15 protein-coding genes are annotated in these 14,378 nt (G+C 72.0%); 9 read left to right on the top strand and 6 right to left on the bottom strand.

Annotated elements, in window-relative coordinates:
* Positions 1 to 362: 362 nt before the first annotated feature.
* Positions 363 to 926, top strand: a complete 564-nt coding sequence (locus tag FHX52_RS12495; protein ID WP_221630590.1) for a GNAT family N-acetyltransferase — start codon at positions 363 to 365, stop codon at positions 924 to 926.
* On the opposite strand, the gene FHX52_RS12500 is transcribed toward FHX52_RS12495, so the two are convergent.
* Entirely contained in the window at positions 835 to 2,175 is a 1,341-nt protein-coding gene (locus tag FHX52_RS12500) for an amino acid permease (protein WP_141822488.1), read from the bottom strand. The two genes, FHX52_RS12495 and FHX52_RS12500, sit on opposite strands and share 92 nt — an antisense overlap.
* A 73-nt stretch (positions 2,176 to 2,248) precedes the next feature.
* Between FHX52_RS12500 and pdxR the strand changes: the two genes are divergently transcribed.
* Positions 2,249 to 3,736: a MocR-like pyridoxine biosynthesis transcription factor PdxR gene (pdxR, locus tag FHX52_RS12505; RefSeq protein WP_185747372.1), complete on the top strand. Its 1,488-nt coding sequence runs from the start codon at positions 2,249 to 2,251 to the stop codon at positions 3,734 to 3,736.
* Here the strand turns inward: pdxR and FHX52_RS12510 are convergent.
* Positions 3,699 to 4,937 carry an MFS transporter gene (locus FHX52_RS12510; RefSeq protein ID WP_246069951.1) on the bottom strand — a complete coding sequence of 413 codons (1,239 nt, stop codon included), beginning with the start codon at positions 4,935 to 4,937 and terminating at the stop codon, positions 3,699 to 3,701. The two genes, pdxR and FHX52_RS12510, sit on opposite strands and share 38 nt — an antisense overlap.
* Positions 4,938 to 5,078: 141 nt before the next feature.
* Here FHX52_RS12510 and FHX52_RS12515 point away from each other — a divergent pair, with 141 nt between their 5' ends.
* Genes FHX52_RS12515 through FHX52_RS12525 form a run of 3 tightly spaced genes read left to right on the top strand, consistent with a single transcriptional unit; the run spans position 5,079 to position 7,201 of the window.
* A complete protein-coding gene (locus FHX52_RS12515; protein ID WP_221630591.1) occupies positions 5,079 to 5,450 on the top strand; it encodes an ArsR/SmtB family transcription factor in 372 nt (123 codons plus the stop codon).
* Positions 5,447 to 6,163, top strand: a complete 717-nt coding sequence (locus FHX52_RS12520; RefSeq protein ID WP_141822492.1) for a cation efflux transmembrane domain-containing protein — start codon at positions 5,447 to 5,449, stop codon at positions 6,161 to 6,163. The genes FHX52_RS12515 and FHX52_RS12520 overlap by 4 nt, the downstream gene beginning before the upstream one ends.
* A 51-nt stretch (positions 6,164 to 6,214) precedes the next feature.
* Complete coding sequence (locus tag FHX52_RS12525; protein ID WP_141822494.1) at positions 6,215 to 7,201, top strand: DUF389 domain-containing protein; 987 nt, start codon at positions 6,215 to 6,217, stop codon at positions 7,199 to 7,201.
* A gap of 84 nt (positions 7,202 to 7,285) precedes the next feature.
* Here the strand turns inward: FHX52_RS12525 and FHX52_RS12530 are convergent, their stop codons facing one another.
* The 3 genes from FHX52_RS12530 to FHX52_RS12540 form a co-directional block, all read right to left on the bottom strand.
* Positions 7,286 to 7,495 (bottom strand): hypothetical protein, encoded by a 210-nt coding sequence (locus FHX52_RS12530; protein ID WP_141822496.1) that lies wholly within the window; start codon positions 7,493 to 7,495, stop codon positions 7,286 to 7,288.
* 194 nt (positions 7,496 to 7,689) lie between these two features.
* Positions 7,690 to 8,727 carry a M14 family zinc carboxypeptidase gene (locus tag FHX52_RS12535; protein WP_141822498.1) on the bottom strand — a complete coding sequence of 346 codons (1,038 nt, stop codon included), beginning with the start codon at positions 8,725 to 8,727 and terminating at the stop codon, positions 7,690 to 7,692.
* A 250-nt stretch (positions 8,728 to 8,977) separates the two neighbouring features.
* Positions 8,978 to 9,616: a hypothetical protein gene (locus tag FHX52_RS12540; RefSeq protein ID WP_141822500.1), complete on the bottom strand. Its 639-nt coding sequence runs from the start codon at positions 9,614 to 9,616 to the stop codon at positions 8,978 to 8,980.
* 197 nt (positions 9,617 to 9,813) lie between these two features.
* Here FHX52_RS12540 and FHX52_RS12545 point away from each other — a divergent pair, with 197 nt between their 5' ends.
* A complete protein-coding gene (locus tag FHX52_RS12545; RefSeq protein ID WP_185747265.1) occupies positions 9,814 to 10,785 on the top strand; it encodes an SGNH/GDSL hydrolase family protein in 972 nt (323 codons plus the stop codon).
* Positions 10,786 to 10,792: 7 nt separating this feature from the next.
* Here FHX52_RS12545 and FHX52_RS12550 read toward each other — a convergent pair whose 3' ends face one another.
* A complete protein-coding gene (locus FHX52_RS12550; RefSeq protein ID WP_141822503.1) occupies positions 10,793 to 11,188 on the bottom strand; it encodes a DUF2237 family protein in 396 nt (131 codons plus the stop codon).
* 81 nt (positions 11,189 to 11,269) lie between these two features.
* Between FHX52_RS12550 and FHX52_RS12555 the strand changes: the two genes are divergently transcribed.
* The 3 genes from FHX52_RS12555 to FHX52_RS12565 are packed head-to-tail and all read left to right on the top strand — an operon-like array spanning position 11,270 to position 14,343.
* Entirely contained in the window at positions 11,270 to 11,713 is a 444-nt protein-coding gene (locus FHX52_RS12555; protein WP_141822505.1) for a hypothetical protein, read from the top strand.
* Positions 11,714 to 11,752: 39 nt separating this feature from the next.
* Positions 11,753 to 12,163 (top strand): PPOX class F420-dependent oxidoreductase, encoded by a 411-nt coding sequence (locus FHX52_RS12560; RefSeq protein WP_141822507.1) that lies wholly within the window; start codon positions 11,753 to 11,755, stop codon positions 12,161 to 12,163.
* Entirely contained in the window at positions 12,160 to 14,343 is a 2,184-nt protein-coding gene (locus tag FHX52_RS12565) for a penicillin acylase family protein (RefSeq protein ID WP_141822512.1), read from the top strand. Before FHX52_RS12560 ends, FHX52_RS12565 begins: the two co-directional genes overlap by 4 nt.
* The last annotated feature ends 35 nt before the right edge of the window (positions 14,344 to 14,378 follow it).

Below are 14,378 nucleotides of genomic sequence, written 5' to 3' on the forward strand. Positions count from 1 at the left end.
TCGGTTGGCTGTCGGGGCGAGGGTGTCAGCTGCCTCTGCGTTGAGTCGTGGGGTGACTCAGCTGCGATCCGTCGCGCATCAGGCGGCCCAGGTGGGGCGAGCTGAGTCAAGGGGTGACTCAACACAGAGGGCGTGAGGTCGTCTGCCCGGGCCGCGCCCACGGCGTACGTCGCCGGAGACTTGCACTGCGCTGGGTGGGCCCGAGCTGAGTCAACGGGTGACTCAACACAGAGGGAGCGCGGATCACTCGGCTGAACTGCCACGGGGGAGTGCTGTTGCGAAGGGGCGGTGGCGTGGCTGCGCGATCCTCGGCTGCAGCAATGCGGATGACGGCGGGCTCCCGGCCGTGCGAGCGTGACGTCATGCACGTCGAGACCCCGCGCCTGATCATCCGCCCGTGGAGCCACGACGAGGCCGAGCGCCTCCTCGACATCCAGAGCCGCCTCGAGGTCGTGAAGTGGCTCGGTGACGGCGAGCCGGTGCTCATGAAGGACCTCGACGAGGCGCACGAGCGGATCGACCGCTACCACCGCCGGAGCGAGAACCCGCCCCTCGGCTTCTGGGCCGTCGAGGTGCGTGCCACCCGTGACGAGCCGAGCAGGATCGCGGGGTCCGTCATCCTCCTGACCCTGCCCAACGACGACCACGGCGAGGTCGAGATCGGCTGGCACCTGCACCCCGACTCCTGGGGCAGGGGCTACGCCACCGAGGCTGCGGCGGCAGTCATGCAGCACGGCTTCGACGGGGGGCTGCCCGAGATCTTCGCCCTCACGCACACCGACAACGAGCCCTCCAAGGCCGTGTGCCGTCGCCTCGGCATGGATGACCTCGGCATCATCGAGAAGTACTACGAGGGCGAGTCGTGCCTCTTCCGGATGACGCCCGAGCGCTGGTCCGCCACCGGTGGTGGAGGAGCGACAGGCTGACGATCCCCAGCGCCCAGAGGGCGTGGAGCCCGTTCGCGGCCAGGAGGCCGAGCACGCTGACGAAGGCCACCGCGGCGGTCCACCACGCCGTCGACCAGCGCGGCAGCAGCACCAGCGCCGACGCCGTGCCGAGCACGTAGACGAGGGTGAAGCACCCGGTGGCCAGCAGCATGAGCGGGGTGAGGCCGAGCCCGAGCACAGCCGTGACGAGCAGCGACAGCGTGGCGGCGACGCCGATGACGACCACGCCGCGCCGGGGGACCTCTCCCACCCCGGCGCCCGGGGCGAGCCAGCCGGGCAGGGCGCCCTCGTGGGCCAGAGCCGCAGCGAGCCGCGAGCCACCGGCGAAGTAGGCGTTCATCGCCCCCAGGGTGAGCAGCACGGCGACGACCGCCGTCACCACACGGGCCGGGTCTCCGAGCGCGATGGCGAGCAGGTCCGAGAGCGGCGCCTGGCTGCGACCGGCGTCGGCACCGAGCACGAGGATGCTCGTCGCCGCCAGCCCGAGGTAGAGCACGCCGACGACAGTCACCGCGAGCGCGGTTGCCCGCGGCACGTCACGGCGGGGGTCGCGGTACTCCCCGGCGAGCGATGCGACCGCCTCCCACCCGGCGAAGCCCCAGACGAGCACCGCAGCCGCGGAACCGACGGCGCCCCACCCGTTCGGTGCGAACGGCGTCAGGGACTCGGTGCTGCCGTGCGGCAGTGCGAGCGCCATCGTCGCGGTCATCAGCAGCGCCAGCACCGTCGCGAGCCCCAGCTGCACGCGCCCGGAGAGGCGCAGACCAGCGATGTTCATCGCAGCCGTGCCGAGGATGAGCGCGAGCGCGACGCCGAGTGCCGTAGCTCGTCCACCTCCGACGACATCGGCGACGTAGCCCCCGGCCATCATCGAGGCCGGTGGTGCCCCGACCGGCACGGCGAACAGGAAGCACCACCCCACGGCTGCGGCCGCGCGGTCGCCGAAGGCCTGCCGCACGTAGGTCGACACACCCCCCGAGCCGGGGTATCGCGCGCCGAGGGCCGCGAAGGTGCTCGCCAGCGGGACCGAGAGGACGACGAGCGCGCCCCACGCCACGAGCGAGGCCGGCCCCGCAAGGTCCGCAGCCAGCGCCGGGAGAGTGATGACACCCGTGCCGAGCACGGCGCCCACGGACAGTGCGGTTCCCTGGGCGAGCGAGAGCCCGCCGCGACGGGTGGTCGGTGCGGTGGGGGTCCGGCTCGTCGTGAGCCCCTCGGTCGTCGTCACGGATCGAGCCTGCCTCACCAGTGGACCGGTCAGAAGGTCCACATCGGTCCGACTCGTATGGTCCAATCACCATGTGTCCCATCGTGGTGCCGAGCTGCACGTCGCGCTCTCCGGCTCGGGTGACCGTGCCGCCCAGATCTATGCCCGGCTGCGCGAGGCGATCCTCGACGGGCGCCTTGACGGCGGCGACCGGGTGCCGGCCTCGCGCGACCTCGCCGCCACCCTCGGCGTCGCCCGCGGCACGGTGACGGCTGCCTACGACCGGCTGGTGGCGGAGGAGTTCCTCGTCTCGCGACGTGGCGCGGGCACCTTTGTCGTGCAAGGCTGCTCACTGGCGGCGGGGGCCAACGCGACACGCCCCGCCCGCACGGCGCGTCACGGCGCGGTCCGGCCGACGGCAGTGTGGCAGCGCGAGACGCCACCAGCGCGCGGTCCCGACGGGGCGGCATACGACTTCTCGCTCGGTGTCCCTGACACCACCCTCTTCCCGTATGCCACGTGGCGCCGCCTCGTCACGGCGCACCTGCGTGCCGGTCGCGTCGACCACGGCACGTACGAGACCAGCGGGCACCCAGGGCTGCAGGCCGAGATCGCTCGGTATGCCGGCCTCTCCCGATCGGTCGTCGCCTCGGGTGACGACGTGGTCGTCACCGCCGGGGCGCAGCAGGCGCTCGACCTCGTCGCCCGCGTGGTCCTCGACCCGGGCGCGGTCGTCGCGGTCGAGGACCCGGGCTACGAGGCCGCGCACCGTCTCCTCGAGACCCACCGGGCGGTCGTGCACCCGGTGCCCGTCGACGACGAGGGGCTCGTCGTCGATGCCCTGCCGGCCGGGACGCGCCTCGTCCACGTCACCCCGTCGCACCAGTTCCCGACCGGTGTGACGATGTCACGGGCGAGACGAACTGCTCTGCTGGACTGGGCCGTTCGTCACGACGCACTCGTCGTGGAGGACGACTACGACAGCGAGTTCCGGTTTGCCGACCGGCCGCTCGAGCCGCTGCAGAGCCTCGACCGCGACGGTCGCGTCGTCTACATCGGGTCGTTCTCCAAGTCGCTGCTCCCTGCTCTGCGCATCGGCTACGCGATCGCCCCCGTCTCGCTGCAGCCGGCCCTGCGTGAGGCGCGCCGGGTCACCGTGTGGAACGGTGACGCCACCACGCAGTCGGCGCTCGCGGACTTCCTCGCCGAGGGCCACCATGCCGCGCACGTGCGACGCGCGAGCAAGGTCTACCGCGAGCGACGCGACGAGCTGGTCGGGCGTCTCGAGTCACAGCTCGACCCGTGGCTGCGGGTCGTGCCATCGGCGGCGGGGCTGCACGTCACGACGCTGCTGCGCGACCCCGAGGTGTCGGACGTCGTCGTGGCCGAGGCGGCCGAGCGTGCAGGCGTCTTCGTCGACACGCTCTCGTCGCGGCACCGAGGGCCCGACCCCCGGCACGGCCTCGCCTTCGGCCTCGGCGGCGTGCCGGTGCACGACATCGGCCCGGCGATCGAGCTGCTGCGAGGCTCTCTCGCGAACGCGCTCAGACCGGGGCGGAGGCGTCGACCCTCCGACGGATGATCGCGAACTGCGAGGCGAGCGGGATGATGCCGAGGATCAGCACCATCGGCACCGCGAAACCGAGCCGCAGGTTCTCTGAGCCGACGGCGCCGGTGAGCACCGCGCCGAGCAGCGCTCCGACGTAGTTGAACTGGTTGAAGCGCGCGACGACCTGGTCGACGCGCTCGTTGCGGCGCACGTCGTCGAGGTCCTCCCCACCTGCGATCGCTCCTGCGGCCGAGAAGGACAGCGGGGCGATCGTCGCGACAGCACCGCCGAGCACGGTGAAGCCGACGACGGCGATGACCCACGTCGGGGCGAAGACGACGACCGCGAGCGACAGTGCTGCGACGACGCCGCAGATGCGCAGCAGCCAGACGGCGCCGTAGCGGTGCACGAGCCCGTCACCGATGCCACGGGCGATGAGCGTGGCGACGAGGTAGGGGAGGGTGGCGAGCGCGGTGAGCCCGCTCGGCGCGTCGAGCGTCCCGTCGAGGTAGACCGGTCCCCAGGTCGTCGCAGCTGTGTCGACCATGTAGAAGAGCACCATCGCGATGCCGAGCAGCATGATCCGGCGCCAGGGCACGTCGAGCGACTCTGCGGCCGGTGCGAGCCGGTCGCGGGTCACGAACGGCGCGGCCAGTGCCGCGACCGGGAGCAGCAGCAGCGGGAGCAGCGCGGCGCCCAGCGCGACCCCGGAGGTCGCGAGCGTGACGAGGGTGGCGACGATGCCGCCCGCGGTCCAGAAGGCATGGAAGGACGGGAGGATGGGGCGACGGTAGAGGTGCTCGACCGTCACGGCCTGCATGTTGCTCGACGCGTCGACGAGCCCGAGGCCCACCCCGTAGGCGGCGAGCCCGGCCACGAAGACGGGGAAGGCCGGAGCGAGCAGGAGCGTGGCGAAACCCAGGGTCGCGACGACGAGCCCCAGCCGCACGACGACGGCGCTCGACGATCGCCCGGCGACCACCTCGGCGACGACCGAGCCGACGCCGGCGAGCAGCACCACCATGAGCAGCAGACCGCTCACGGCGAGCTCGTCGAGCGACCACCGGTCCTGGATCTGGGGCAGCCGGGTCGTCAGGGTGATGAAGAGCAGCCCCTGGACGAAGAAGGCGGCGCCGGCCGCGAGGCGGGCGCGGCGGTTCTGGGCGGCCTGGGCGGTCTCAGCCGTCTCGGCTGTCGGGGCTTTCGGGGCTGTCGCCTCGGGTGGAGGGGTCACGGGTGGTCACCCTGTCCCGACACGGTGCCCGGCGTCAAGAAGTGATATCCGGCAGGCCCGGTGGGACCGGTCGGGGTGCACCGGTCGCGACGTCGACGGGCGCGTCTTGGCGGTCGGACGGCATACGGCTAGCATCGCCTCATGGCGATGACAGCGTTGGAGATCGATGAAGGCGTCGTCGACGAGCCGCAGGCGCTCGCGGTGGCCGCGTTGCTCTTCCACGGTCTCAGCGACCCGAGCCGGCTCGCCATCCTGCGTCACCTGACGCTGGGGGAGCACCGCGTCGTCGAGCTCACCGCGCACCTCGGCCTCGCCCAGTCGACGGTGTCGAAGCACCTGGCCTGTCTGCGCGACTGCGGGCTCGTCGTGTCACGACCGGAGGGGCGCGCCTCGCTCTTCCGGCTGGCGGAGCCGGAAGCCATGCTCGAGGTCTTCGGGGCCGCCGAGCGACTGCTCGCGCTCACCGGGGATGCCGTGGCGCTCTGCCCGACGTCGGGTCTGGAGGCGTCATGACCCAGAGCCACCGGCCCGACCTCGGGCTGACGCCGGTTGCGCGCGACCACCACGATGACCACGACCACGACGGTCACGACCACGACGCGCCCGGGCACTCCCACTGGGTGAGCGACCCTGCGGAGCGGCTGCGGCTCGGCCGCCGGGCCCAGCTGCTCGCTGGGGCCTCGGTCGCCTACAACGTCGTCGAGGCCGGCGTCGCCATCGCGGCGGGGCTCGCGGCCGGGTCGGTCGCCCTCGTGGGCTTCGGGCTCGACTCCACCATCGAGGTGTCGAGCGCCCTCATCATCCTGTGGCAGTTCCGTCACGCCGTGCCCGAGTCCCGCGAGCGCGCGGCCCTGCGAGCCCTCGCGGTGTCGTTCTTCGCGCTGGCCGCCTACGTGTCCTATGAGGCAGTGGGCGCCCTTGTCGGCGGAGAGCATCCGGCGCCCTCGCCCGTCGGCATCGGGCTCGCGATCGCCTCGATCCTCATCATGCCGTGGCTGTCGTGGGCCCAGCGGCGCACCGGACAGGCACTGGGGTCGCGTGCGGTCGAGGCCGACGGCAAGCAGACCAGACTCTGCGCCTATCTCTCCGGGGTCCTCCTCGTCGGGCTGCTGCTCAACGCGACGTTGGGCTGGGGGTGGGCCGACCCTGTCGCGGCTCTCGTCATCGCGGCCGTCGCCGTCCGAGAGGGCATCGAGGCCTGGCGCGGCGACCACTGCGACTGCTGAGCCCGGCGCTGACGCACCGGCGGCGCCGCGGGCAGGTGGAGACTGTCCGTCATGCTGAGGATGACCGTCACGATCCCCGGTGACTTGACCGACCGGGTCATGCAGGTGCTGTCCGACTCGACCGCGGTGAGCACGCTGTCGGTGCTGCGCGGCGCCGCGGTGCGCCCGGTCGGCGACGTCGTCTACGCGGACGTCGCGCGCGAGGGCGCCAACGTGCTCATCGACCGGCTGCGCGAGCTGGGGGTGCACGAGTGCGGCACGCTCCAGGTCGAGCCGGTCACGACGTGGATCTCGCGGGCCGGGTTCGAGGCCGACGAGGAGACGCCCGGCAGCAGCGCCGACGCCGTCGTCTGGGCGCAGGTCGCCCAGCGCTCCTACGACGACAGCGAGCTCAACTGGACCTACCTCTCCTTCATGGCACTCGCGACCCTCATCGCCGGCGTCGCGATCGTGCTCGACTCGCAGATCCTCGTCATCGGCGCGATGGTGCTCGGGCCGGAGTTCGGCGCGATCGCCGCGCTCGGGGTCGCCCTCGTGCGGCGACGGCCGCTGCTGCTCGCGGTCGCGGCGAAGGCACTGGTCGTCGGCTTCGGGGTGGCGATCGCCGTGACCTGCCTGGCCGGTCTCGTCGGGCGCGCCCTCGGCTGGGTGACGCTCGAGGACATCACCGGCCCGCGGCCGGCGACGGGCTTCATCTACGCACCCGACCAGTGGTCGTTCATCGTCGCGATCCTCGCCGCAGCGGCTGGCGTGCTCTCCCTCACCTCCGCCAAGCTCGGTGGCCTCAGCGGCGTCTTCATCTCGGTGACGACGATCCCCGCCGCCGGCAACGTCGGTCTGGGCCTCGCGTTCGGCGCGTGGTCGGAGGTCCGGGGCAGCGCACTGCAGCTCGTGCTCAACATCGTCGGCATGGCGCTCGCGGGGTGGGCGACACTCGCACTCCAGGGCGCGGTGTGGTCGCGGGTGCCGGCCCCACGGCGGTCGCATGCGAGGCTCGGCCACCGGATCCACGCCGACCCGCCGCCCTCGACCGACTGAGCCCCCCGCGCCCGCCGAGCCGATGTATCCGCGAGGCCCCTGGCCCGCGCAGATACATCGACCGGGTGGTCCGGTGCCGCTCGGTCAGCGACGGGTCAGCCGGGCCGCGACGGTGCCTCCGATCGCGGCGCCGACCAGAGGTCCCCCGAAGGAGCCGAGGAAGATGACGCCCATGTACTCGGCCTCGTCCATCCCGGGTGAGTCGGCGACGAGCCGTCCCAGCGTGAGGCCCACCGCGAAGCCGAGCAGGACCCCGACGGCGATGCCGCCGATGATCGCAAGACCACGCTGCATGGTTCCCTCCCCCTCTCGCTGACGTGGAACGCCACGGTAGTCGGGCCGGCGTCGGTCAGGGGGAGTCCGTCCTCGGATTCCCGTCGACACCCCACACATCGACAGCGACGGCCGGCCCGCCGATCAGGTATGCCGCCCGGCCGGGAGCGAGCCCCACCCGCGCTCCCGGACCGGACGGCATACCCCTGGGTGGCTCAGCTGCGCTGGGCGGGCAGGGTGTCCCAGAACGACGCGTCGACGGTGTCGATCGAGCCGTCGGCGATCGCGCGGGCCGTCGACGTCAGCGTGACGACGGTCTGGCGGATGAGGTAGCCGTTGCTCTTCTGGCCGAGCACGGCGCTCTCGTTCTCGTGGTCGCTCATGCCGCGCATCTCGAAGAGCAGGGTCGAGATGCCGTACTCCGCGGCGAGGCCGTTGCGCGCGATGGTGCGCTCGCTGCCGCCGACGTACTTGCCGAGGTGGCCCCAGCCGGTCGGCTGGATGGCGTTGTAGACGACGGCGCCGAGGCGCTTGCTGCCGGCGAGGGTCTCGGCGCTGACGTCGCCGTTCGTCGGGTGGAGGATCGAGCCGGAGACGAGCTCACCGTCCGCGCGGCTCGTCGTGCCCTGGTGGTGGAGGTCGATCGCGTAGTCGATGTCGTAGACCGACAGGACCTTGTCGTGCAGCGCCTTCGTCTCGGGCTGGGCCTTGGCGACGTGGTCGCGGTTGAGGTCGACGCGAGCCGCGTTGTAGCGGGTCAGGTGCCGGCCGCCCGACGCGACGTAGCCGTCGAGCGAGAAGTCGACGTCGCCCATCGCGCCGTCGGCGTTGAGCATCGGCACGATGAGGATGTTGACCCCGTCGAGGACGCCGCCGTTCTTGCCGGTGCCGAGGCTCTTGATGAACTCGAGTGTGCCCTCGGTCGTCAGCTGCTCGTTGCCGTGCTGCTGCGTGAGGTAGAGGATCGTCGGGTTCGAGGGATCGCTGAGGTACTTCACGAGGTGGATGTCGCGGCCCTTGATCGTCTGGCCGATCACCTCGAGCTGCATGCGGGGCTGCTTGGCCGCCTGCGCCTTGAGCTCGGCGACCATCGAGTCGTAGGTGTGCAGGATCGAGGTGTTGACCGTGCCGTTGGTGCAGCACGAGGGCCCCTCGCCGACGGCGAAGGCGGCGGGTGCGGTGACCGCGGCGATGCTGCCGAGCAGGGCTGCAGCGGCGAGGGAGACGGTGGTGCGGGTCAGGCGTCTGGACATGTGAGTGCGTTCCTGTCGTGGTGTGTGAGTTGCGTGTGACACGCCGGCGGCGACAGCCGGCGATGCACACAGTCAACGTCCCATTTGTCCGGTCTGCAACCGCAGCAGAGCCGCTCGCCGTGGGCTCAGGTGCCCGAGACGTGCTGCAGGAGAACGCAGCTGGGCATCGAGAGCGCCAGAGCGCCCTGACGGCATACGACCGGGAAACGGCCGGACTGCAGGACGTCGACCGCGACCGCGTGGGGTGGGCTCAGCGAGACGCCGTCGTCGTTGGCGTCGAGGTCGTCCGCGTGGGCGGGGCCGGCAGCGCGTAGCTCGACCTCAGGGCCCCGTTGACGAGCGAGAGCAGCACGCCCGTCTCCTGGCGGATGACCGCATAGCGGCTGGCCGCCTGCGGTGAGCCGGCCCCGGCCTCGGTCGACGCGGCCTCGGCGAAGAGCTGGAGCGAGCCGATGCGCGAGTAGTAGCTCGGGGGGTCGATGCCGGGAGGGGCGCCGTTGGCGCGCAGGGAGGCGAGGTGGCGGGCCAGCACCTCGAACTGCAGAGCCGTCGGCGACCCCGTGCCGGGCATGCCGTCGAGGACCCGGATGTCGTCGATGAGGTTGGTGTAGTCGAGCGAGGCGAGCGACCGGTTGAACGTCGTCGAGGTCGAGAGGCTGGGTCGCGGCAGCGCCGTCACGGTGACCGTCGCCGTCGTGGTCAGCGTCTGCGTGGCCGTCGTCGTCACCGTCGGGGTCATGAGCTCCGTGACCGTGACGGTCTGCATCGGCGTCGGGGTGCCTGCCGCGGCCTGGCTGAGCTCGACCGCGGGCCGGTCGCCCGAGCAGGCGCCCAGGGCGCAGGCCACGAGCGTCGCGACGGCTGCGGCGACGGCGGGCTTCGCGTGCACAGGCGGCTCCGGTCGAGGCGATGGGGAGGTGGTCCGACGATTGTGTGCTCTCCGGGGCGCGGACGGAACCGCTTCGCCCGAATTCACCCAAGGCGGCGATAACGGGTGACGCGCCGTCCGCCGCGTGCCATGCTCGTCGAGGCGGTGCAGTCGGCGCGCAGTGGCTGGCTCGGGGAGCCGCCGGCCAGGAGAGCATCATGCGCACGACCGTCCGCACCGTCCGCACCCTCAGCACCACGGTCCGCACGACCGCCCTCGGCGTCGTCGCCGCCGCCCTGCTCGTCTGCTTCGCCGGCGTGGCGCCGGCACCCGCGGCGCCGCTCGCTGCGGCACCCAGCGTTGCGGCAGCGCTCGCTGCGGCACCCAGCGCGGCCCCGCCGACGCGCGACTCCGGGTCCGGGGGCTGGTATCTCGCCCTCGGCGACTCCCTCGCAGCCGGCTACCTCCACGGCAGCGGTGACCACCGCACCCAGGGCTACGCCGGCGCGACCCTTGCCGCCGTCCGCACGCACCACCGTGGGGCGACGCTCGTCAACCTCGCCTGCTCGGGCGAGACGACCGCGTCGATGATCTCGGGCGGTACGTGCTCCTACGCGCAAGGCAGCCAGCTCGCGCAGGCCGCCGCGTTCCTGCGCGAGCACCGGCGCACGATGCGGCTCGTGACGATCGACATCGGCGGCAACGACGTCGCGAGGTGCGGCGTGCTCCTCCTGCCCCCGAGCTGCACCACCCCCGCTCTGCAGAAGCTGCGCGCGAACCTGCCGGTCATCCTCAACACGCTGCGTGCCGCGGCCGGGCCGGACGTGCAGATCATCGTGCTCGACTACTACGACCCCTTCCTCGTCTTCTGGCTGCGGCTCGGCCCTGACGCCCCGCTCTTCAGGCTGGCTGCGCTCTCCTCGGTCGCGCTGCTCGCCGGCACCGGTGGTGTGAACGAGGCGATCACGTCGTCGGCCGCCGGCGCCCGTGCCGACGTCGCTCAGGTCGCGCGCCACTTCTCGACGACCGCGTTCGCGCCGACGCTGCCCTTCCCCGAGCACGGTGACGTGCCCCTCAACGTCATCCGCATCTGCCAGTGGACGACGATGTGCAGCAACCTCGACTTCCACCCCAACCCCAAGGGGTATGCCGTCCTCGCCGACGCCGTGGTCGACCGGCTTCGTCGGTGACCGGGGTCTAGAGCAGCGAGCTGGGGTCGTCGGGCACGTCTGCCGCATACGCCTCGAGCAGCTGCAGCGGGACGATGTCGAGGGCGCGCTCGTGCGTGGCCGCGAGGAAGACCGGGGCGGCGGCGCCCGCCTGCTGCGCCTCGAGCCAGCGGCTCGCCACGACGCACCACCGGTCGCCGGGCACGAGCCCGGGGAAGCGCCACTCGGGCCGCGGGGTCGTCAGGTCGTTGCCGACGCCGAGCTGGTGGTCGAGGAACTCGTCGGTGACGACGACGCACACCGTGTGGCTGCCGCGGTCCTCCGGGCCTGTCGTGCAGTAGCTGTCGCGGTAGAAGCCGGTCAGCGGATCAGTGCCGCACACCTCGAGCTCGCCTCCGAGCACGTTGCGTTCGCCGCGCACCATGGGCGCAACGTTAGCCGTATGCCGTCCGGTCGGCACGGTGGTTGCCGGTGTCGTCCCTGCCGGGCTGGCTAGGCTGAGGGCATGCTCGGCATGAGGGAGTACGACGGCGACTACATCGATGCGTGCCGCTCGCGGGTCGAGACCCAGACGGCGATGTTCCGTGAGGTCGCCCAGGCGGCCCGTGACCACGGCGACGCCGACCTCTCGGGTCTCGAGGGAGCGCTGGAGTCGCTCGAGTCCGAGTACTTCAACAACATGCTCCTCGTGCTCGAGGGCTACTTCGTGCACCGGCTGCGGGGGGTCGAGGGCAAGGACGGCAACGCCCTCAACGAGGTGCGTGTGCTCGCCCGGTCGCTCATGGAGAACGGCGGCACCCTCATGGAGGACCCGCAGATCCCCCTCGACCCGGAGCGCGCCGTCCTCGGCCTCAAGGCGGGGGAACCCGTGCGCCTCACGCTCCAGGAGTACACCCGCCTCTCCGACGCCTTCTTCCGCGAGCTCGAGCGACGGTTCAGCGCCACCTAGATCACACGCGAGATCCACTGACACGCAAGGAGATTCGACGTGCCCAAGCCTCCACTGCCAGATGAAGTGGCGACGTTCCTCAGCCGGCCCAACTACGCGACGATCAGTGTCGTGCGGCCCGACGGGCAGCCCGTCTCCGTGCCGACGTGGTATCTCTTCGAGCAGGGTCAGGTCGTCGTCAACATGGACGCCGGTCGCAAGCGGCTCGACTACCTGCGGGCAGACCCGCGCATCAGCCTGAGTGCGATGGACCCCGACAACTGGATCACGCACGTCAGCCTCCAGGGGCGGGTCGTCGAGATGGTCGACGACCCCGACCTCGCCGACATCGACCGCATCGCCCGGCACTACACCGGCCAGCCCTACTCCGTGCGCGACCGGGCGCGGATCACCGCACGCATCGACGTCGACCGGTGGCACGGCTGGGGTCGGCTGCGAGCCAGCGAGTGAGCTGGCGGGTCGACCGCGACGCCCACGGCATACCGCACCTCTGGGGCGACGACGTCTTCGAGCTGGCCCGCGCCCAGGGCCACGTCACCGCACTCGACCGCGGGTGGCAGATCGAGCACCAGCGGTGGCGCATGGAGGGTCGCACGGCGGAGCACATCGGCGCCTCCGGCGTGCCGTGGGACACCTTCGCCCGGCAGGTCCGGCTCGAGCCCACCGTGCGCCGGGCCTACGAGGCACTCGACGACGAGACGCAGGCGTGGCTCCAGGCGTATGTCGCCGGTGTCGACGAGGGCCTGCCCGAGGGTCTGGCCAGGTCACGGGAGATCGGCATCCTCGGAATCGAACCCGTTGTCGCCCAAGCGCGCCCGTGGGAGCCCTGGACCCCTCTCGGCATCTTCTGGGCCATCCACCTGCTCTTCGGCACCTTCCCCTACAAGCTCTTCAACGGCCACGTCGCCGACACGGTGGGGCCGCACCTGCTGCCCCTCATCAACGCCGAGGGCCTCGACGGTCGTGAGGGGGTGGAGCAGTCCGGCAGCAACGCGTGGGTGATCGGTGGCCGGCAGACGGCGTCGGGCCTGCCGCTCATCGCCGGAGACCCGCACCGGACCGTCGAGCTGCCCGGCTGCTACCAGCAGGTGGGCCTCGCCTGCCCGGAGTTCGACGTCGTCGGTTTCACCTTCCCGGGGGTGCCCGGCGTGCAGCACTTCGCGCACACGGGGTCGGTGGCGTGGGGCATCACGAACGCCATGGCCGACTACCAGGACCTCACGATCGAGTCGCTGCGGGCGGCGTCGGGGCCCGCGGTCGACGACGGTGGCGACCGTCCCCTCGAGGCACGGGGCGTCGACGGGTGGGAGCCGGTGACGCGGTCGGTCGAGACGGTCGCAGTGCGCGGAGGATCGCCGGTCGAGGTTCCGGTCGTCGTCACGGCCCGTGGACCGATCGTCACCGGGCTCTCCGAGGCGCTCGCGGCAGCCGAGGTAGCCGACGCAGCTGAGGCAACGGTGGAGGCGCCAGCCCGCCTCAGGGCATACAGCCTGCGGACCCCGAGCCAGGTCGACCTCGACCTCGGCTTCGGGGCGCTCCTGCCACTGCTGCGTGCGCGCACGGTCGATGACGTCGAGCGGGCGCTGTCGCGCTGGGTGGAGCCGGTCAACAGCGCGCTCGTGGCCGACACGTCCGGTCACATGCGTCACCTCGTCGTCGGGCGCGTCCCCGACCGCGACGCGCTCAACCTCGAGCGGCCCGTCGCCGCATGGGACCCCCGCCACGTGTGGCGCGGTCGCCGCTCGAACGAGGCCCGTGACGTCGACGACGTCATGGTCAGCGCGAACGACCGAGCCAGTGGCGGTGGCCTCGGTGCGGAGTACGCAACACCCTTCCGTGCCAACCGGATTCGCGAGCTCGTCGGTGATCGCGAGGGGCTGACGGCCGACGACTGCGCGTCCATCCACGTCGACACGCTCAACGGGCAGGCGGCCCTCATGCGCGAGCTCGTCGAGGACCTGCCAGACGAGAACCTGACCGTCGATGCGGCAGCGGTGCGCTCTGAGCTGCTCGCGTGGGACGGGCTCAGCGACCCGTCGAGCCACGGCGCCGCGCTCTTCTCGGCGTGGAGGACCGCGCTGGTGCGGTGGTTCACCGCGCAACCGCAGCTGGCGCCCCTGCACCGGCCGACGGGGCACTCGAGGATCTTCGCGTCCTGGCTCGATGTCGACGGCCAGGTCGGCGCCGGCTGGCACTCCCTGGTCCGCGGCGCCCCGCAGATCGGCATCGACGTCGCCGCTGGGGTCCGCGCTGCTCTCGATCGTGTTGCGACAGAGGTGGGCCCGCACGAGGTGTGGGGTGACCGGCACCGTCTCGACCCGCTGCACCAGCTCGACAGCGCGACCTCGCCGGACGGCATACCCCTGCGGGGTGTCCCTTCGGTGGCACCCGACCCGGTGGCCGGTGACAAGGGGTGCGTGCTCGCCGCGTCGAGTGCCCCCGGGGTCACGGACCGCGCCTACGGCGGACCGGTCGCGCGCTACGTCTGGGACCTCGCCGATCGCGACGCGAGCGGCTGGGTCGTGCCCTTCGGGGCGTCGGGGGTGCCCGACGACCCGCACTTCGCCGACCAGACGGACGACTGGCTGAAGGGTCGCCTGCGCCCCGTGGCACGCGGTCGGCGCCTGTGACGCGCGAGCGCTCAGGCGCCCGCTGCAATGCCCAC

The organism is Humibacillus xanthopallidus, from assembly GCF_006717145.1.
Taxonomy (GTDB): Bacteria; Actinomycetota; Actinomycetes; order Actinomycetales; family Dermatophilaceae; genus Humibacillus; species Humibacillus xanthopallidus.